The organism is Bradyrhizobium sp. CCGUVB4N, from assembly GCF_024199945.1.
Classification (GTDB): Bacteria; Pseudomonadota; Alphaproteobacteria; order Rhizobiales; family Xanthobacteraceae; genus Bradyrhizobium.
Genome location: NZ_JANADP010000001.1, coordinates 8,735,021 through 8,753,607 on the forward strand (window position 1 = coordinate 8,735,021; position 18,587 = coordinate 8,753,607).

An 18,587-nucleotide genomic window follows, 5' to 3' on the forward strand; every position below is an offset into this window, starting at 1 on the left:
TCGTTGAGCGTCGTTTCCACCTCTCCCATAGGGAGAGGTGAAGAGAGCCTACGCTGCCAGAACCAGTTCGCCAACCTCGCTCATGGAGGCCACGCGGTCGCCGAGCAGAAGCGCTGCGATCTTTGCTTGCGTGGCATTTTCCGTCAGCCGGAACGGATCGCTCGGCTCAACGCGATGGTCGATCACCAGCCGCGACAGCAGCAGCCGGCGCGCGTCGCCGCGCATGTCGTGGATGCGGTGCGCCTCCCAGGCGAGCGCAACGGCGCTTGCGACGTGATAGAGCAGGCTCGTGGCACGGCGCGCATCGGCCTCGTTCTCCGACTTGCCTGCGACCTCGCGCGCGAAGCCGACGGCACGATCGACGAAGCCGCGCAAATTGTCGCACCAGGCCTGCGGCACGGAGCCGCTGTCGTCGAGGCGGGTGTGCAGATCGGCGGCAAGCGCGGACTCGGCACCATGGCGGCCAACCGCGCGGCGGAGCGCATCGATCGCGACGATGTTGCCGGTGCCCTCCCAGACCGAGCCGAGATGGGCATCGCGCAGCAGGCGCGGCGTCGCGAATTCCTCGATGTAGCCGATGCCGCCGCGCATCTCGAGCGCATCGCCGCAGACTTTTCGCGCATCGCGCGTCGCGCGGAATTTCAGCGTCGGCGTCAGGATGCGCAGCAACGCCGCCGCATCCTGGCTGCCGGCCTCCGCACGATCGAGCGCATCGGCGGTGAGAAAGCTCATCGACAGCGCCTGCTCGACCGGCAGCATGATCTTCAGCATCTGCCGCCGCCCGAGCGGCAGGTCGATGATGCGGTTGCCGAACACGACGCGGTTCTTCGCCACCGTCATCGCGTCGTGATAGGCGCGGCGCATCAGCGCGGTCGATTTCACGCCGTTGGAGAGACGCGACGAGTTCACCATCTCGGCCATCTGCACGAAGCCGCGGTCGAGCTTGCCGACCGCGTACGCAATCGCGCCTTCGAGCTTGATCTCGCCCGAGGCCATCGAGCGGGTGCCGAGCTTGTCCTTGAGGCGCACGATCCGGTAGTGGTTCTGCGAGCCGTCGTCGAGGAAGCGCGGCATCAGGAACAGTCCGACGCCGCGCGTGCCGGGCCCGGCACCTTCGGGGCGCGCCAGCAGCATCACCACTTTCGCGTCGGCATTCGAGCAGAACCATTTTTCGCCATGAAGGCGCCAATGGTCGCCCTCCTGCACCGCGCGCGTGGTCAGCGTGCCGACATCGGAGCCGCCTTCCTTCTCGGTCATGAACTGGCCGCCCTGGGTCAGCTTGCTCATGTCGGTCGAGGTCAGGCCGTCCAGATATTTCGCCTTCAACGCCTCGCTGCCGAAATTCGCCAGCAATTTAGCGCAACCGTCGGTGACGTTGATCGGGCAGCCCATGCCGAATTCAGTCTGGTTGAAAAGAAACGTGAAGGCGTGCTTTGCCACCACGGGATATTTGTCCGGCCAGCCCATGATGCCTTTGCGGATCGAGAGCGCGTGGATACCGAACTCGCCGAAGGCGGCGTCCTCCAGCTCGCGATAGACGGGGTGATATTCGATCCACTGCACGTCGCGGCCGAACTTGTCGCGCTGGTGCAGCACCGGCGTATGCCGGTCGGCAAGCCGCGCGCAGTCGTCGAGACGGCCGCCGGCGAGTTCACCGAGACGGTCGAGATGCGGCTCGATGTGGCGGAATAGCTTCTCCGGCAGATGGATGCGCAAGAGATCCGTCAGCGCCTGATCGGCGCGGTAGAAATTCATGCCTGACGTATCGGGCGCCAGCAGGCCCGACTGCTCCGCCGCGACATTTTTCGGCTGCGCTGTGGCCGGCTTGTGCATGATCGTCCTCTTCGTTTCCGCCCAACGGCAATTCTTATTGCTTGCCGCTTGAGATGATGTCGATCATGCTCCCATCGCGAGAGGCGATAAAGCCGCAAATTGTCAGGGAGGCATGATCACCGTGAAGGAGCAATTCGCTCTGCGGAATTGTGATCAGCTGGCCTTAGGTCGTGGCTGGTTGTCCGCGCAGCGGATGCCTAGATCAACGGTTTCCCGTCCCCGAAAGATCACGCCAGAGACCACATCATGGAACATCCGAAATACAAGATCGCCCTCATCGTCGGCGCCGGCGAAGGCCTGAGCGCTTCGCTGGCACGGCTGCTGTCCGCGCAGGGCATCCGTGTTGCCCTTGCCGCGCGAAAGATCGAGAAGCTGGGTGCGCTCTGCAGCCAGACTGGAGCGAAGGCCTATGCCTGCAACGCCACCGAGCCTGAGGAGGTCGAGCGCCTGTTCGGCCTGGTCGAGCGTGAGATCGGCACGCCGGACCTCGTCGTCTACAATGCCAGCGGCCGCGCGCGCGGGCCATTCGTCGATCTGGTCCCGGCTGATGTTGCCAACGCGATTGCGGTCAGCGCCTATGGCGGCTTCCTGGTGGCGCAGCAGGCGGCCAAGCGCATGGTGCCGAACCAGCACGGCGCGATCCTGTTCACCGGCGCATCGGCCAGCGTCAAGGGCTACGCGCAATCCGCGCCATTCGCGATGGGCAAGTTCGCACTGCGCGGGCTGGCGCAGAGCATGGCGCGCGAATTGTCGCCGCAAGGCATCCATGTCGCGCATTTCGTCATCGACGGCGGCATCCGCAGCACGGCGCGGACGGAGCCTGCGGACAAGCCGGATTCGATGCTCGATCCCGACGCGATCGCGGAGAGCTACTGGAGCGTCTTGCAACAGCCGCGCAGTGCCTGGAGCTGGGAGCTCGAGCTGCGGCCCTGGGTGGAGAAGTTTTGAGGCAAGACTGCCGTAGGGTGGGCAAAGGCGCAAAGCGCCGTGCCCACCATCCCAAATACGGAAAGACAACGTGGGCACGCTTCGCTTTGCCCACCCTACGAGAGCGGGGAGAAACAATGTCCACTGAAACCACCGTCGACACCGGCACCCACGAGCTCCTCTGCGTCATCCGCGACCGCGTCGCCATCATCACGCTGAACCGGCCGGAGGCGCGTAATTCGCTGTCGGATACGCTGACGCCGGCGCTGCGCACGATGATCCGGACCTGCGGCGAGAACCGCGATGTCGGCGCGCTCCTGATCACCGGCGCGGGCGAAGCGTTCTGCGCCGGCGGCAACGTCAAGGGCATGGGCGCGCATCGCGATCCCAAAAAGCTGGAGATGTCGCTGGAAGATCGCGTCGCCGATCTGCAGGAGCGGCAGCGGCTGCTCACCGGCGCGCTGGTCTCGGTACGCAAGCCGACCATCGCCGCCCTGCCCGGCCCCGCGGTCGGCGCCGGGCTTGCACTCGCCATGGCCTGCGACATCCGCATCGCCGCACAATCGGCCTTCGTCGCCACCGGCTATGCCCGTATCGCGCTCTCCGGCGACTACGGCATCGCCTGGCTGCTGACGCGCCTCGTCGGCACCGCGCGGGCGCGCGAGCTGCTTTTCACCGGCGACCGCGTCGATGCCGTCCGGGCGGAGACCATCGGCCTCGTCAACCGCGTCGTGCCCGATGACAAGCTTCAGGCCGAGGCCTTCGCCCTGGCCAAGTCGCTCGCCGAAGGCCCGCGCCTGGCGCTGCGTTACATGAAGGACAATCTCGACGAAGCCCTGCTGTTCGATTTCGAGACGGCCCGCGACCACGAGGCCGAGCGGCTGGTCCGCCTGACCACGACCGCCGATCACAAGGAAGCCGTGCAGGCCTTCATCGAAAAGCGCAAGGCGGTGTTCACGGGGAAGTAGGGGCCGAGCGGCCAAGACCATCAGATCATTCCATAGGGTAGATACCCCCTTTTTTGGGAGAGCCACATGGACTGGTCTGAGGTGGTGCGGAAAGCCGTCATCCTGGCGGAGAAGACGGGCTACGTCACTTTCGATCAACTGAACGAGTTGTTGCCGTCGGCCAAGGTGGAACCGAAAGACATCGAGGCGATCCTGACCGCTTTGAGCGAGCGGGGTATCTGGATTGCCGAGGAATAGGCCGGCACCGTCATCTCCTCGATTGGGCCGCGCCGGCCTCGCCCCGCGCAAAATCCACGAACGCCCGTAGCGCGGCCGGCAACTGGCGGCGGCTCGGGTAGTAGAGGAAGAAGCCGGGATAGGCCGGGCACCAGTCGGCGAGCACGCGGACCAGCTTGCGCCTGGCGAGCAGCGCTTCGACCTGGGCCTCGAACACATAGGCGAGACCAACCCCGTCGAGCGCGGCATCGACCATCAAATCCTGGTCGTTCATCGTCAGCGGCCCGGTGACGTCGATGGTGAGCTCGATGCCGCCGCGCTCGAACTCCCAGTGATAGAGCGCGCCGGAGGTGAAGCGGTAACGGATGCAGGGCAGGCCTTTCAGGTCGCGCGGCGTGGTGGGCGGCTTGTGCACCTTGAAGAAAGCGGGCGAACCGACCACGGCAAAACGATGCCGCGGGCCGATCGGGACCGCGATCATGTCGGCGGCGATGGTTTCGCCAAAGCGCACGCCGGCATCGAAGCCGGCCGCGACCATGTCGATCAGAGCGTCGTTGATGACGATCTCGACGCTGACGTCAGGGAACCCTTTCAGGAAACGCGTCACGATCGGCAGCAGCACGAGCTGTGCCGACTGGCGCGCAGCGGTGAAACGCAGCATGCCGGCGGGCTTGCCGCGGAAATTGTTGAGGTCCTCCAGCGCATCGTCGATGTCGCGGAAGGCGGGCGTGATGCGCGCAAACAGGCGCTCGCCGGCTTCCGTCAGCGCCACGCTGCGGGTGGTGCGGTTGACGAGCCGCAAGCCCAGTCGTTCCTCGATATTGCGCAAGCCATGCGACAGCGCCGACGGTGTGACGCCAAGCTCGGTCGCCGCCGCGCGAAAGCTGCGATGGCGGGCAATGGCGAGGAAGGTCGCGAGGTCGGACGGGTCGATCCGCATTGATGAATTTTTCTCAGGAGCTTGCGAAATATATAGCTGATTATCTCAGTTATGGCGAGCCGCTACACCTTGCCCATCGGCTTCGGCACATCGCCGGCCAAATTGGAAAGGGCAACATCATGCGTGTCTGGTTCATCACAGGAGCATCCCGCGGTTTTGGCGCATTGATCGCCGAGGCAGCCCTGAAGGCCGGCGACGCCGTGGTCGCAACCGCGCGCGATCCGTCGACCATCACCGCGCGGCTGGGCAACCACGAGCGGCTGCTCGCCACCCGGCTCGACGTCACCAGCGAGGCCGAGGCCCATGAGGCGGCCGGCCAGGCGGTGAAAAAGTTCGGCCGCATCGACATCCTCGTCAACAATGCCGGCTACGGCCTGTTGGGCGCGATCGAGGAAGCGAGCGGCGCGGAAACGCAAAAGCTGTTCGCGACGAACGTGTTCGGCCTGCTCGGCGTCACCCGCGCCGTGCTGCCGCATATGCGCCGGCAGCGTTCGGGCCACGTCATCAACATCTCGTCGGTCGGTGGCTACACCGGCTATCCCGGCTGGGGCGTTTATGGTGCGACCAAGTTCGCGGTCGAGGGCCTCAGTGAAGCGCTGGCCGGCGAAGTCGCGCCGCTCGGCATCAAGGTGACCGTGGTCGAGCCGGGCTTCTTCCGCACCGACTTCCTCGACGAGTCCTCGCTGTCGCGCACGGCGCACACGATCGACGACTATCACGAAAGCGTCGGCAAGACTCGCGCGCATGCGGCCGAATTCAATCACGGCCAGCGCGGCGATCCGCGCAAGCTGGCCCAGGCCTTCCTGAAGCTCGCCGATGCCAGGAACCCGCCGCTGCGGCTGCCGCTCGGCAGCGACACGGTGGAGCGGATCGAGACCAAGAACGCCTTCGTAGCGAAGGAGCTCGCGGCATGGCGGACGGTCGCGACGTCGACCGACTTCACCAATGACGATCCTGCGTGAAGACAAAAAAAGCCCGGCGCTGGCTTGGCCAGGCCGGGCTTGGAGTGGTGTCAGGCCGAGGCTGAGGGGCTATCGGCCTGACGGGAAAGCGCTGCAAGACGCCAGCTCGCGCAGGGAATGTCCTTGGGAGCGACGTGGATCTCCTTGTCGAAGCGCACCAGCTTCCAGTCGTCAGGATGATTGACGAAGGCGAAGCCGGATTTACGCGCGAGCGAGATCATGGTCTGGTTGGAACGCAGCGTGTCACCAAAGATGCACTCGGCACCAAGCGCAGCGGCGCGGCATTCGAGATTCTTCAGAAGTGCGGTCGCAATGCCGTGGCCCTGCCAGCGGTCGTCGACCGAGAGGCCGAATTCCAGTGTCGAGGTCTCGACATGGAAGGCGTAACGCGCTTCAGCGACAATGGTCTCGAAGCCGTCCACCATCTTGGTCGCCACGACGGTAAAGCGCTCGCGCGCTCCGACATCGAGGAACTCGCTCAGCAGGCCTTTCGGCAGCTCACTGAGGGCGCCGAAGAAGCGGTTGTACCGGGAGCGGGTCGAGAGCGAACGGAAATAGTGCTGAAGCTCCTCGGTGTCGCCGGGCTCGACGAAGCGGACGTTGAGCGGTTCGCCCTGTCGGGAGCGCAGCACGTCCGAATATTGCTTCAGATCTTCCAGGCGAAGGATGCTCATGACACGAGCCTCAAAGGAAGAGGGACCGCCGGCGCCCCTGTGATCAGGCGGCGCCGGCCTGGCGGCCAATCAGGCCCGCCAGAAAGGTTTGTCGGCCTCGTACGCGACATCGGTCCAGGACAGGCCGACGTCGTGGAGATCGCGGGCGGTCCAGTTGGTCAGCTCGCGACGGGTCCGGTAACGCTCGTGCCAGACATGGAGGGTCTCGCCGATCTGGTAGAGCAGGCCGGGTGCATGATGATTTGTCATCGAATTGTCGGTGCAAGTAGACATTTTCAGCTCCTCGAGCTAAATTTGAAGCGAATATCCTCCTGCGCGCGTCGTTCGACAAACGACAATTTGTACCTCTTCGCATGAAATAAGCTCATGCATCCTGCTGCCAAATGACTGCCAGATTGCCCTCCCTGAACGGATTGCGGGCGTTTGAGGCCGCCGCGCGCCATCTCAGCTTCACGCTGGCCGCCAGCGAGCTGAACGTGACGCAGACCGCGATCAGCCATCAGATCCGGCGGCTCGAGGAGGAACTCGGCATCCGCCTGTTCATCCGCCAGAACCGCGCGCTGGCCCTGACAGCGGAGGCGCGCGACTACCTCCCGGGCGTCCGCGCCGCCTTCAACGACCTCCGCCTGGCGACCGACCGGTTGCTGCGCAAGGACGACGACAAGGTGCTGACGGTCTCGACCCTGGCCTCGCTCGCCGCCAAATGGCTGCTGCCGCGGCTGACTGATTTCCAGGAGGCGCATCCCGGCATCGACGTCCGCATCACCACCTCGACCAGCCTCGTCGACTTCCAGCGCGACGATGTCGATGCCGCAATCCGTTACGGCCGCGGCCAGTGGCCGGGCCTGCGCGCCGACTGGTTGATGGCGGATGAGCTGTTCCCGGTGTGCAGCCCATCTCTGCTGCGCGGCGACAAGCCGCTGCGCCGGCCGGAGGATCTCCGCGGCTATCCGCTGCTGCACACATCCAACGCCAACAGCGACGACTGGCGGCTGTGGCTGACGGCGGCGGGCCTGCCGGCCGACATCGCCAAGCAGCCCGGCATCACCTTCGACATGATCTTCATGACCATCCAGGCCGCGATCGACGGCATTGGCGTTGCAATGGGCCGCACCTCCTACGTGAGTGACGACATCGCCAAGGGGCGATTGGTGGTTCCCTTCAAGATCGCCCTGCCAGCCGACGCCGGCTTTTACCTGGTCTCGCCGGAAGGCCGTCGCGAGGCGCCAAAGCTTGCCGCCTTCCGCCAATGGATGATCGCTGCAACGCAGAATAAAGCCTGAAAAATCATCAGCTTCCGCAGCGAAATGGGTTGACTCGCAAGGCCTCGCGCGAGAGGGGTTAGACAGATTGTCGCAGTAACAATCTGTCGCCTTGCCGTGAAAATGAGTTCCGGTCCGGCCACGTCTTCCAGGGGAGCAAACGTCAATGGCTGGACCAGCAGCATCAACCAATCCGCCCGAGATCAAGTCGCGCATCGGCGCGATCCTGCGCGCCACGTCGGGCAATTTCCTCGAACAGTTCGACTTCTTCCTGTTCGGCTTCTACGCCGCCGCGATCGGCAAGGCGTTCTTCCCCTCCACCAACGAGACCGCATCGCTGCTCAACACCTTTGGCGTGTTCTGGCTCGGCGCGCTGATGCGCCCGGTCGGCGCGATCGTGCTCGGCGCCTACATCGACCGCATCGGCCGCCGTCAGGGCCTGATCGTCACGCTCGGCATCATGGCCATCGGCACCGTCGTCATCGCATTCTGCCCGAGCTATGCGACCATCGGCATCGCGGCACCGATCATCGTGCTGATCGGGCGCCTGTTGCAGGGCTTCTCCGCCGGCGTCGAGCTCGGCGGCGTCTCGGTCTATCTCGCTGAAATCTCCACGCCCGGCAATCGCGGCTTCTACACCTCGTTCCAGTCGTCGAGCCAGCAAGTCGCGATCTTCGTGGCCTCGATCCTCGGCTACATCCTGTCCGAGCTGATGCCGGCCGATACGGTCGCGTCCTGGGGCTGGCGCATTCCATTCTTCGTCGGCTGCCTGATCATTCCCCTGATCTTCTTCCTGCGGCGCACGCTGGAGGAAACGCCGGCCTTCCTCGCGATGAAGAAGCACCCGACCGCCAGCGAAGTGTTCGCTTCCGCGCTCGCCAACTGGCGCATCGTCATCCTCGGCATGATGATCGCGATCCTGACCACGACGACGTTCTACTTCGTCACCGTCTACACGCCGACCTTCGGCAAGACCGTGCTGAAGCTGTCGACGCAGGATGCGCTGCTGGTCACGCTGCTGGTCGCCGTCACGAACTTCATCTGGAATCCGGTCGGCGGCGCGCTGTCCGACCGGATCGGCCGAAAGCCGGTGCTGCTCGCCATCGCCACGCTGGCGCTGCTCACCGCCTATCCGGCGCTGAGCTGGCTGGTGGCCGCGCCGACCTTCGGCAAGCTGCTCGCCGTCGAGATGATGTTCTCGTTCTATTTCGGCATGTACAGCGGCACCATGCTCGGTGCACTGGTCGAGATCGTGCCGGCGCATGTGCGCACGACCTGCTTCTCGCTGGCCTTCGCGCTCGCGGCCGCGCTGTTCGGCACCTTCACGCCGTTCGCGTCCACCTGGCTGATCGAGCAGACCGGCAACAAGGCCATGCCCGGCGCCTGGCTGATGTTCGCGGCAGCACTCGGCATCATCGCCGCGCTGATCGTCTATCGCGACGGCGGCAAGGCGGTGCCGACATATGATACGGCGGCGGAGCCGGCGACGGGGCATTAGCAGTCACTTGGATCACCGCGAATCTTCACCCTCCCCCTCCAGGGGAGGGTAAGCGCAGCTACAGCTCCACCACCACGTAGTCGCTCTCGACCTTCACCGGGATCGTCTCGGCGACATACGGTCCCTTCACCACGCTCGCGCCGGGCTCGACATGGGCCGGATAGGCCTTCACGCGGAAGCGGCGGGGGTCGCAATAGGACTGGCCGGTACGGATGTCGAACTCCCAGCCGTGCCAGGGACAGCGAATGATCTCGCCGAGTTTGGTGTATTCGATCTCGCCGGGGTCACGCGACTGTGCGAGCCCGATCAGCGGCCCCTCGCACAGCGCCGCGCCCTGATGCGGGCAGCGGTTCATCAGGCCGAAATACTCGCCCTTGATGTTGAAGACAGCGATGGGCCGGCCGTCGATCTCCAGAAATTTTCGCGTGCCGGGCGGAAGCTCATCCACCGCGGCAATGACATGACGCGCCATCAAGCAATCCCGTAAAGCTGCTTGGCATTGCCGAGATAGAACGCCGAGCGATTGGCTTCACTGACACCCGCCGGCAGCACGCGCGACGGCTCGTCGTAGTCCCAATGCGGATAGTCTGTCGCGAACAGCAGACGGTCCCAGCCGATCCAGTTGATGACGTCGAACAGATCCTCGCGCCGCTCGGGGTCTTCCATCGGCTGCGTCGTCCACCACACCTGCTCGCGGATATATTCCGACGGCGGTCGTTTGACGTGCGGCACTTCGCTGCGCAGCCGCTGCCAGACCTTGTCGAGCCGCCACGCCAGCGACGGCGCCCAGCCGAAGCCGGCCTCGATCATCACCATCTTCAGTTTCGGGAAGCGCTCGAACACGCCTTCCAGAACAAGGCTCGCCAGCGCCGATTGCTGGCACTGCGAATGCCCCACCATCTCCTCGATGTAATAGGACGGCCAGCCTGACGGCGTGATCGGATTGCCGCCGAAGCCAAAGGCGTGAACGCCAACGGGAAGACCCGCCTCTTCCGCAGCCTGATAGATCGGCCAGTAGCGGCGCTGGCCGAGCGGCTCGACATTGCGGCTGAGCAGCAGCACCTGCACGAAGTTCTTGTCGCCGGCACGCTCGCGGATTTCGGCCGCGGCCGACAGGCCGTCCTCATTGCCGACGACGATCGAGGCCTTCAGCCGCTTGTCCTTGCTGGTCCATTTGTCGATCTGCCAGTCGTTGATGGCCGAGCACAGCGCGGCCGAGAGCTCGTGATTGCGGATGCCCTGCCCGGTGTTGAGCGGATTGAGCACGCCGAGCTGGACATTGTTCGGATCGAGCAGCTGCTTTTGCATGAAAGACAGCGAGGAACCCTGCGGGCCGCCCTCCGGCGGATAGGCATCGCGGCGCGAGGCGTTGGGCTGCGCCTTCGGATAGGGCGGGCCTTCCATCATGCCCTGATAGGCATGGACGCCGTAGACCTCGAGATGATGCTGCCAGCGTTTGGCGAGATAGGGATAGAGCTCGGTACGGGTCGCGCGCGCCGGATGGATGTCGCAGTCCGCGATCGCGGTCTTGGTCGTCAAGGGAGAAGCGGCTTCGGAGTTTTCGCGGAACTGGATATTCATCGCCTTGCCTCCTTTGGCAGCGCGCTCACGTCAGGCGGGGATAGGTTGCATGCGGATTGTCGATCATGATCTTGCGCACGAGATCGGGAGACAGACCTTGAGGCAGCGCGTCCAGGCCGTCGAACTGCCAGTGCGGATAGTCCGTCGAGAATAGGACTAATTCGTCGGACTGCATATGATCAAACAGGCGAATTAATGTCGCTTCGTCAGGCGGCGCATCAAATGGCTGTAACGAGAAGCGGATGTTGCTGCGCACAATTTCAAGCGGAGCGCGATCGACCCAGGGCGTCTCCATCCGCACCCCGCGCCAGAACTTGTGCAGACGCCAGAGATAGGGCGAGATCCATGAGACGCCGGATTCCAGCATCACCATCTTCAGCCGCGGATATTTGGCGAACACACCCTCGACGATCAGGCTGGTGAGCTGGGTCTGGAACGCCTGGGCCTGACCAACATAATCCTCGATGTGATAGGACCCCCATCCCACCGCGGTCGGCGGATTGTGATAGGCGGAACCGGCGTGGATCCCGATCGGCAGGCCGTGCCGTTCCGCCGCCTCGTAGATCGGCCACAGCGCGCGCTTGCCGAGCGGCGTGTCGCCCATGACAAGCATCAGCACCTGCACGAATCGCTTGTCCTCAGCACAGCGCTCGATCTCGGCGACGGCCTTCTCGATGCTTTGCGTCGGGATCACGATCGAGCCGCGCAGCCGCTTGTCACGGTCGAGCCATTCCTTCGCGAGCCATTGGTTCAGCGCGCGGCAGAACGCGGCCTGCATGTCTTCGGAAAACACCATCTGCACGCCGTAAAGCGGGTTGCAGATGGCGTGCGTCAGCTGGAAGGGATCGAGCACATGGCGCTGCATGTCCTCGAGGCTCTCGCCCGGCTTGCCGTTCTCGGGGCGCCAATCCGGTCGCGCCATGATCGGCGAGTTCTTCGGATAGGATTGCGAGACGAGATCGACCATGCCGCGCGTCGTCACCTGATCGCGCCAATAGTCGCTCAGGTAGGGCAGCAGGCTGGTCAGATGCGGCACGGCCGGATGCACATCGCAATCCACCCCGCCGGCGATCAGGGACGCCATCACGTCTCCCTTCTCACGTTTCCTCGTCATCTCTTGTCGCGGGCGGCGCTCAGCCGCCTCGCCTTGTCCGCCATTCAAGCAGGCCTGCCCTCCGCCCGCAACTCGGCCAAGGCTTCTGTCATATGCTAGGAAGGCTGAGCTCAGTTGCGAGGGAATAAGGGGTCAGGAATGAAAGAGCTCGTCAGCATTGCGGAACAGGTCGCGGCAAAACTGATCGCGCGCAAACAGACCATTGCGGTCGCGGAATCCTCGGCCGGCGGCCTGATCGCGGCGAGCCTGCTCGCAGTGCCCGGCGCATCCGCCTATTTCCTCGGCGGCGCTGTGGTCTACACCCGCGACGCCAGGCGCGTGCTGATGGATATTTCGGATGAAGGAATGAAGGGCTTTCGTTCCTCCTCGGAGCCCTACGCAAAGCTTCTGGCCGACCAGATGCGCGGCCGCTTCGCATCGGACTGGGGCCTGTCCGAGACCGGCGCAGCCGGCCCGACCGGCAACCGCTACGGCGACGCCGCCGGCCATAGCTGCATGGCGGTCGCTGGACCCGCCACGGAGGTGATGACGCTCGAGACCGGGAGCAACGACCGGTTCGCGAACATGCAGGTGTTCGCGGCGACGGCGCTGAACTTGTTGTTGAAGAAGCTGTCAGACTAGCTGCAGCGTTTCAGTGGCGTCCTGGCGAAAGCCAGGACGACACCAAGGCTCATCTTCCCAGATGCCGCGTAAAGATCCGCACCACGTAGCCCTTGAATCGCGGCGCCTCGTCGTAGAGATCCGAGGCCAGTCGCTCGATGGTCTCGCGCAGCGACATGAACTGCGCCTGCCGCGCGCTGCTTTCGGTGCCTTGCATGCCCGCAAGCTGGTCCATCGCGGCATCGCTGATCTGGCAATGCACGACATCCTCGTCATTCAACATGGTGAAGCGGAAAGCCAGACGTTCGAGGTCGTGGCCGATGATCTTGTCGCGCGCCAGCGGCATCCCATTGTCCCGTTCGCACCCCCGAACGGGACAATGCAAAAAATCCGACGCCTTGTCACCTTGGCCGCAGGACCAGCGCGGCCCCTAATAGGCCAGCGCCGTTCCAGTCGGCTTGTCGAGTGCCGCGGCCAGCGATTTATACTCCGCGCAATCCGTGCCGCAGATGGCTGCAATCCGGCTGAGATGATAGAGCGCCTGCTCGCGGTTACCCCGCTCGAGCTGCCACAGACCGTAATACTGCCATGTCAGGACGTGGTTCGGATCCGCCTTCAGCGCGCGCTCGTACCAGACCTGCGACTGCTCGTAGTCGCCGAGCTTCCGGTAGGAGTAGCCGATGAGGTTGGCGACGTTCGGATGATCGTCATGGCCAAGCGACTTCAATTGCGCGATCGCGCTCGCATAATCGTTGCGCTCGTAGATGGTGTCATAGGCCACGCGGTAGCCGGCCGCGAAGGCGGGATCGTCGATACTCGACTGGTTGTTCGGCTTCTTGCCTTTCTGGGTCGCCTTGGTGCGGCTCGGGTAGGTCGGGGCCGGCGTGCTCTGGCTGGACGAGGGGTGCGCGAAGGGGTCCATGCCGCCCCCGCCGCCACCCCCGCCTCCGCCGCCACCTCCGCCGCCTGCCGCCAAGGCAGGACCAGACCCGGTTAGGGCGACGAGCGCCGCGAGATACGCGCAGCGAACGACAAACCTGATGATCGGAGCGAGCATTGTGGTCTCCTGATGTCTGCTGGAAGTCACCCCGGATGAGATGACAACCCTGCCCTGGCGCGGATATTCCCGGGATACGCGCGCGAGCACATCAGGAGCTCGGCACGACAGCTGTGCTGCCGTTGTTCAGGCCGCTCCGGCCGGCTTACTGGAACGCGACTTCGGCAAAGCTACGCAGCTTGCGCGAATGCAGCCGCTCCGATTCCTGCTGCTTGAGCCGCTCCAGCGCCTTGAGGCCGATCTCGAGATGCTGGCCGACGCGCCGGCGGTAGAATTCGCTGGCCATGCCGGCGAGCTTGATCTCACCATGCAGCGGCTTGTCGGAGACGCAGAGTAGCGTGCCGTAGGGGACGCGGAATCGGTAACCGTTGGCGGCGATCGCGGCCGATTCCATGTCGAGCGCGACCGCGCGCGATTGCGACATGCGGCGGATGACCTCGGGCCCCGAGATCTCCCAATTGCGGTTGTCGACGCTGGCGACGGTGCCCGTGCGCATCAGGCGCTTGAGTTCGAAACCTTCCAGACCCGTGACGTCCTCCACCGCCTGTTCCAGGGCGACCTGCATCTCGGCCAGCGCCGGAATCGGCACCCACAGCGGCAGCTCGCGATCGAGCACGTGGTCCTCGCGCACATAGCCATGCGCGAGCACGTAGTCGCCGAGCCGCTGCGTGTTGCGCAAGCCGGCGCAATGCCCGAGCATCAGCCAGGCATGCGGCCGCAGCACCGCGACGTGATCGGTGACGTTGCGCGCGTTGGACGGACCGGTGCCGATATTGATCAGGGTGATGCCGCGATAGCCGGGCATCATCAGATGGAAGGCCGGCATCTGCGGAATACGCGTGGGCGCGTCTCCGGTCGTCACACCGCCGCTGCGCGTGATGACGTTGCCCGGCGCGACGAAAGCTTCGAGGCCGGCCTCGCCGGATTGAAGCCGCTGCTGACACATCTGCGCAAAGGCATCGACGTAGAACTGGTAGTTGGTGAAGATGACAAAGTTCTGGAAATGCTCGGGATCGGTGCCGGTGTAGTGATAGAGCCGGCGCAGCGAATAATCGACGCGGGCGGCGCGAAACAACGACAGCGGCTCGGGCGCGCCGGCCTGAAGCTCGAACGTGCCGTCGGCGATCGCGTCGTCCATCGTAGCGAGATCAGGCACGTCGAACGCATCGCGCAGCGAGCGCGTGACGGACGAATTCTCGCTGGTGCTGATGGCGGCTTCGATGTTGATGTCGCGGCGATAGGCGAAATGGATCGGGATCGGCTCGGCGGACTCGCCGATCTCGACGGGAACGCCGTGGTTCTGGATCAGGAGCCCGATCTGCTCGGTGAGATAGGCGCGGAACAGATCCGGCCGCGTCACGCTGGTCTCGTGCACGCCGGGCCCCGCGACGAAGCCATAGGCGAGACGCGAATCCAGCCGCGCATGCGTCGCGGTGGTGAGCCGGACAAAGGGATAATAGGCCCGCACCCGCGTCGTGATCGCCTCGCCCGAGACATAGGCCTCGAACCGGTCGCGCAGGAATTTGGTGTTGCGCTCGTAGATCTCTTCGAGACGGGCGACGGCGAGGCCCGCATCGGAGAAGGATTTCGTGGCGATGGGAGATGGGGATTGCATTGTTCGACCGCCGGGTTGATGGGCTTGAGTCGAACTATAGCAAAGAAGAACGTCTCGTAGGGTGGGCAAAGCGGAGCGTGCCCACGATCTTCCTCGTCATTCAGAAATCGCGGGCACGGCGCATTGCGCCTTTGCCCACCCTACGAGATCGAACCTGCGGCGCGAGATCCCGGATGCGCGCTAAGCGCGCTCCGGGATGACGCGCTTTCGCGCGTCACTTCTCGCGGAAGGCCCGCATGAACTGGTCGTGCAGCGGCTTCAGCAAGTACGACAGCATCGTACGGTCGCCGGTCTGGACGAAAGCCTCCACCGGCATGCCGGGGATCAGCTTGGAATCGCCGAGCCGGGCGACCTCCTCGGGCGACATCGAGACGCGGATGGTGTAGTAGCTCTGGCCCGTGCGCTGGTCCGTGGTGACGTCGGGCGAGACACGGCTGACGACGCCGTTGAGCTCGGGCGTGGTGCGCTGGTTGAAGGCGGAGAGGCGCAGCAGGGTCTTCTGGCCGATCTGGAGCTTGTCGATGTCGACCGGATTGACCTTGGCCTCGACCTGGAGGTCGTCGGCCTGCGGCACGATCAGCATCAGCGCATCGCCGGCGGTGACAACGCCGCCGACGGTGTGCACCGTCGATTGCAGCACCATGCCGTCCTGCGGCGCGCGAATGTCGACGCGGCGGAGCTGGTCCTCGGCCGCGACCTTGCGCTCGATCAGTTCGCCGCTCTTGTCGTTGGTCTCGCGCAGATCCTTGGAGACCTCGCTCACCATGTCCTTGTCGACCTGGATGATCTGAAGCTCGGTCTCGGTGATCTTGCCCTTGGCCTGCGCTCGCGAAGCGATGTATTGGGCGCGCTCGCCATTGAGGCGGGCCGAGTCGCGCTCCAGCGTGGTCAGGCGCGAGATCTGCACCAGGTGCTTGTCATAGAGATCGCGCACGCCGGTGAGCTCCTGCTGCACCAGCACGATCTCCTTGTCCTTGGCCTTCTCCTGCGCGGACAGACCTTCGATTTCCTCGTTGAGCTGCTGGATGCGCTCGCGCAGCTGCGCCTTCTGGCCGGCACGGCCGTTGACGCGGACGTCGAACAGCTTGGCTTCGGCAGAAAGCAGTGCCTTGACGTCGGGATCGTCGCCGCGATCGAGCAGCGATTGCGGGAACTCGATCTTGTCGAGACCGCGCTGCTCGGCCTGCAGCCGTGCCGCGCGCGCCTGCGCGGCGTCGAGATTCTTGGTGACGATGGCGAGATTGGCCTTGGTGACGGTGTCGTCGAGCCGCACCACGATATCGCCGGCCTTGACCACGTCGCCGTCGCGGGCGCGCACCTCGCCGACCACGCCGCCGGTCGGGTGCTGCACCTTCTTGACGTTGGATTCGACCACGATCTGGCCCGGCGCGATCAGCGCGCCGGAGATCAGCACCGTCGAGGCCCAGCCGCCAAGGCCCAAAGCCAGCACCAGCACGATCGAGATGCCGAGGATCAGGTGAAAGCGGATCGATTCCCGCACCGTCCTGTTCGCGGCGGGCTTCGTGCCGCCAACCGTCATGGTGCTCATGGTTTGGCCACTCCGCCTTCGCTGACGATCTTGATCGGCGCCGGCGGCGCGACGCGGGGCTGCAGCACCTGGGCGAGCACCTGCTCCTTCGGACCGAAAGCCTGCATGCGGCCGTCGCGAAGCACCAGGATCTGGTCGACCGCCTCGACGCCGATGGGCCGGTGCGCCACCACGATGACGATGGCGCCGCGCTCGCGCGCGCTGCGGATCGCGCGGGTCAGCGCCTCATCGCCTTCGGTGTCGAGATTGGAGTTCGGCTCGTCCAGCACGATCAGGAATGGATGGCCATAGAGCGCACGCGCCAGCGCCACGCGCTGGGCCTGGCCCGCGGAGAGCGAAGCGCCCTGCTCGCCGACCTGCGTGTTGTAGCCCTCGCGCATCTTGATGATCATCTCATGCACGCCGGCTTCCTTGGCCGCGGAGATGATGCCGTCGGAGGTCGCCTCGGGGTCGAAGCGGCTGATGTTCTGCGCGATGGTGCCGCCGAACAGCTCGACATCCTGCGGGAGATAGCCGATGTGACGGCCGAGCACGTCGGACGACCATTGGTCGAGCGCCGCACCGTCGAGCCGCACCTTGCCGCGGACCGGATACCAGACGCCGACCAGCGCGCGGATCAGCGAGGATTTGCCGGAGCCGCTCGGCCCGATCACGCCGAGACCGTTGCCGGCTTCGAGAGCGAAGGTGACGTCCTGCACGATCAGGCGCTGGTCGCCCGGGGCCACCATGGCGATGCCTTCGACCGAGAGGCGGCTGGTCGGCGCCTGCAACTGGGTCGGCGTCGCCTGCGCCGGCATCTGTTCCAGCAGGCGGCTGAGGCGGTGCCAGCTCTGGCGCGCCGCGACGAAGGATTTCCAATGCGCGATCGCGAGATCGACCGGCGCCAGCGCGCGGGCCGAGAGGATCGAGCCCGCGATGATGATGCCGGCGGTCGCCTCCTGATGGATGACGAGATAGGCGCCGACCGCGAGCACCGCCGATTGCAGCATCATGCGCAGCACTTTTGCGATCGCGCCAAGGCCGCCGGCGACATCGCTCGCACGCTGATTGCCGACAATGTATTTTTCGTTGGCCTCGCTCCAGCGCGCGTTCAGCCGGCCAGCCATGCCCATCGACACCAGCACTTCGGCGTTGCGGCGGCTGGACTGGGCGAGATCGTTGCGCTGGGCGGCAAGGCCCATCGCCTCCTTCGCCGGCTGACGGGACAGGTACTCGGTGACCAGTGTCAGGCCGACCAGGATGATGGCGCCGACCAAGGCGGTCACGCCGATCATGACGTGGAAGGCGAAGCAGATGGCGAGATAGAGCGGCAGCCAGGGCAGGTCGAAGAACGCGCTCGGGCCCATGCCGCCGAGGAAGGAGCGGACATTGTCGAGGTCGCGCAGCGGCTGCAGCCCTTCGTTGCGGTTACCGACCAGGAGCGGCAGGCGCACGATGGTGTCGAACACGCGCTTGTTCAGGGCTTCGTCGAGCGCGGTGCCGACCCGTCCGAGGATGCGGCTGCGGATCATGTCGAGCACGCCCTGCGCCATGTAGAGGCCGCTGGCGAGAACGATCAGGCCGACCAGCGTCGGAATGCTGCGGCTCGGCAGCACCCGGTCATAGACCTCCAGCATGAAGATCGACCCGGTCAGATAGAGCAGGTTGATCATGCAGCTCATGAAGCCGACGCCGACGAACGCTGTGCGGCAGGCACGGAGCGCGTCACCGAGCTCTGAACGGCGGAGGCCGGGAACGGCTGCCATCAGTCTGATCTCTTCCGGGTAAGGGGTAATACCCCTGATTTAAAAC

The 18,587-nt window shown here is 64.9% G+C and carries 19 protein-coding genes; 7 read left to right on the forward strand and 12 right to left on the reverse strand.

Annotated features, from left to right (window positions below; all coding sequences use genetic code 11):
- Positions 1-48 precede the first annotated feature (48 nt).
- Positions 49-1,833, reverse strand: coding sequence for an acyl-CoA dehydrogenase family protein (locus NLM31_RS40755; RefSeq protein WP_254195860.1), 1,785 nt, complete (start codon positions 1,831-1,833; stop codon positions 49-51).
- 246 nt (positions 1,834-2,079) lie between these two features.
- Here NLM31_RS40755 and NLM31_RS40760 point away from each other — a divergent pair, with 246 nt between their 5' ends.
- The 3 genes from NLM31_RS40760 (at position 2,080) to NLM31_RS40770 (ending at position 3,965) form a co-directional block, all read left to right on the forward strand.
- Positions 2,080-2,781, forward strand: coding sequence for an SDR family NAD(P)-dependent oxidoreductase (locus NLM31_RS40760; protein WP_254195861.1), 702 nt, complete (start codon positions 2,080-2,082; stop codon positions 2,779-2,781).
- 116 nt (positions 2,782-2,897) lie between these two features.
- Positions 2,898-3,728: an enoyl-CoA hydratase gene (locus tag NLM31_RS40765; protein WP_254195862.1), complete on the forward strand. Its 831-nt coding sequence runs from the start codon at positions 2,898-2,900 to the stop codon at positions 3,726-3,728.
- Between the two features lie 66 nt (positions 3,729-3,794).
- Complete coding sequence (locus NLM31_RS40770; RefSeq protein ID WP_254134785.1) at positions 3,795-3,965, forward strand: RNA polymerase sigma factor region1.1 domain-containing protein; 171 nt, start codon at positions 3,795-3,797, stop codon at positions 3,963-3,965.
- Between the two features lie 10 nt (positions 3,966-3,975).
- Here the strand turns inward: NLM31_RS40770 and NLM31_RS40775 are convergent, their stop codons facing one another.
- A complete protein-coding gene (locus NLM31_RS40775; protein ID WP_254195863.1) occupies positions 3,976-4,884 on the reverse strand; it encodes a LysR family transcriptional regulator in 909 nt (302 codons plus the stop codon).
- A 119-nt stretch (positions 4,885-5,003) separates the two neighbouring features.
- On the opposite strand from NLM31_RS40775, the gene NLM31_RS40780 reads away from it, so the two are divergent.
- Positions 5,004-5,846 carry an oxidoreductase gene (locus NLM31_RS40780; protein ID WP_254195864.1) on the forward strand — a complete coding sequence of 281 codons (843 nt, stop codon included), beginning with the start codon at positions 5,004-5,006 and terminating at the stop codon, positions 5,844-5,846.
- Between the two features lie 50 nt (positions 5,847-5,896).
- On the opposite strand, the gene NLM31_RS40785 is transcribed toward NLM31_RS40780, so the two are convergent.
- Positions 5,897-6,520, reverse strand: a complete 624-nt coding sequence (locus tag NLM31_RS40785; protein ID WP_254195865.1) for a GNAT family N-acetyltransferase — start codon at positions 6,518-6,520, stop codon at positions 5,897-5,899.
- A gap of 69 nt (positions 6,521-6,589) precedes the next feature.
- Complete coding sequence (locus NLM31_RS40790; RefSeq protein ID WP_254134788.1) at positions 6,590-6,793, reverse strand: DUF1127 domain-containing protein; 204 nt, start codon at positions 6,791-6,793, stop codon at positions 6,590-6,592.
- A 110-nt stretch (positions 6,794-6,903) separates the two neighbouring features.
- Between NLM31_RS40790 and NLM31_RS40795 the strand changes: the two genes are divergently transcribed.
- Together NLM31_RS40795 and NLM31_RS40800 are read left to right on the forward strand one after the other, a co-directional pair.
- On the forward strand, positions 6,904-7,803 hold the full coding sequence (locus NLM31_RS40795) for a transcriptional regulator GcvA (protein ID WP_254134789.1): 900 nt from the start codon (positions 6,904-6,906) through the stop codon (positions 7,801-7,803).
- 145 nt (positions 7,804-7,948) lie between these two features.
- Positions 7,949-9,280, forward strand: coding sequence for an MFS transporter (locus tag NLM31_RS40800; protein WP_254195866.1), 1,332 nt, complete (start codon positions 7,949-7,951; stop codon positions 9,278-9,280).
- Between the two features lie 58 nt (positions 9,281-9,338).
- On the opposite strand, the gene NLM31_RS40805 is transcribed toward NLM31_RS40800, so the two are convergent.
- Genes NLM31_RS40805 through NLM31_RS40815 form a run of 3 tightly spaced genes read right to left on the reverse strand, consistent with a single transcriptional unit; the run spans position 9,339 to position 11,945 of the window.
- Entirely contained in the window at positions 9,339-9,752 is a 414-nt protein-coding gene (locus NLM31_RS40805) for a Rieske (2Fe-2S) protein (RefSeq protein ID WP_212286813.1), read from the reverse strand.
- Positions 9,752-10,861 (reverse strand): amidohydrolase family protein, encoded by a 1,110-nt coding sequence (locus NLM31_RS40810; protein ID WP_254195867.1) that lies wholly within the window; start codon positions 10,859-10,861, stop codon positions 9,752-9,754. Before NLM31_RS40810 ends, NLM31_RS40805 begins: the two co-directional genes overlap by 1 nt.
- Positions 10,862-10,886: 25 nt before the next feature.
- Positions 10,887-11,945 carry an amidohydrolase family protein gene (locus NLM31_RS40815; protein WP_254195868.1) on the reverse strand — a complete coding sequence of 353 codons (1,059 nt, stop codon included), beginning with the start codon at positions 11,943-11,945 and terminating at the stop codon, positions 10,887-10,889.
- Positions 11,946-12,113: 168 nt separating this feature from the next.
- Here NLM31_RS40815 and NLM31_RS40820 point away from each other — a divergent pair, with 168 nt between their 5' ends.
- On the forward strand, positions 12,114-12,596 hold the full coding sequence (locus NLM31_RS40820; RefSeq protein WP_254134793.1) for a CinA family protein: 483 nt from the start codon (positions 12,114-12,116) through the stop codon (positions 12,594-12,596).
- Between the two features lie 49 nt (positions 12,597-12,645).
- On the opposite strand, the gene NLM31_RS40825 is transcribed toward NLM31_RS40820, so the two are convergent.
- The 5 genes from NLM31_RS40825 to NLM31_RS40845 form a co-directional block, all read right to left on the reverse strand.
- A complete protein-coding gene (locus tag NLM31_RS40825) occupies positions 12,646-12,921 on the reverse strand; it encodes a DUF1488 family protein (protein WP_254195869.1) in 276 nt (91 codons plus the stop codon).
- Between the two features lie 84 nt (positions 12,922-13,005).
- A complete protein-coding gene (locus NLM31_RS40830; RefSeq protein WP_254195870.1) occupies positions 13,006-13,632 on the reverse strand; it encodes a lipopolysaccharide assembly protein LapB in 627 nt (208 codons plus the stop codon).
- A gap of 145 nt (positions 13,633-13,777) precedes the next feature.
- Positions 13,778-15,247: an AMP nucleosidase gene (locus NLM31_RS40835; protein WP_254195871.1), complete on the reverse strand. Its 1,470-nt coding sequence runs from the start codon at positions 15,245-15,247 to the stop codon at positions 13,778-13,780.
- A 214-nt stretch (positions 15,248-15,461) separates the two neighbouring features.
- Complete coding sequence (locus tag NLM31_RS40840; RefSeq protein WP_254134797.1) at positions 15,462-16,796, reverse strand: HlyD family type I secretion periplasmic adaptor subunit; 1,335 nt, start codon at positions 16,794-16,796, stop codon at positions 15,462-15,464.
- On the reverse strand, positions 16,793-18,541 hold the full coding sequence (locus tag NLM31_RS40845) for a type I secretion system permease/ATPase (RefSeq protein WP_254195872.1): 1,749 nt from the start codon (positions 18,539-18,541) through the stop codon (positions 16,793-16,795). Before NLM31_RS40845 ends, NLM31_RS40840 begins: the two co-directional genes overlap by 4 nt.
- Positions 18,542-18,587: the final 46 nt, after the last annotated feature.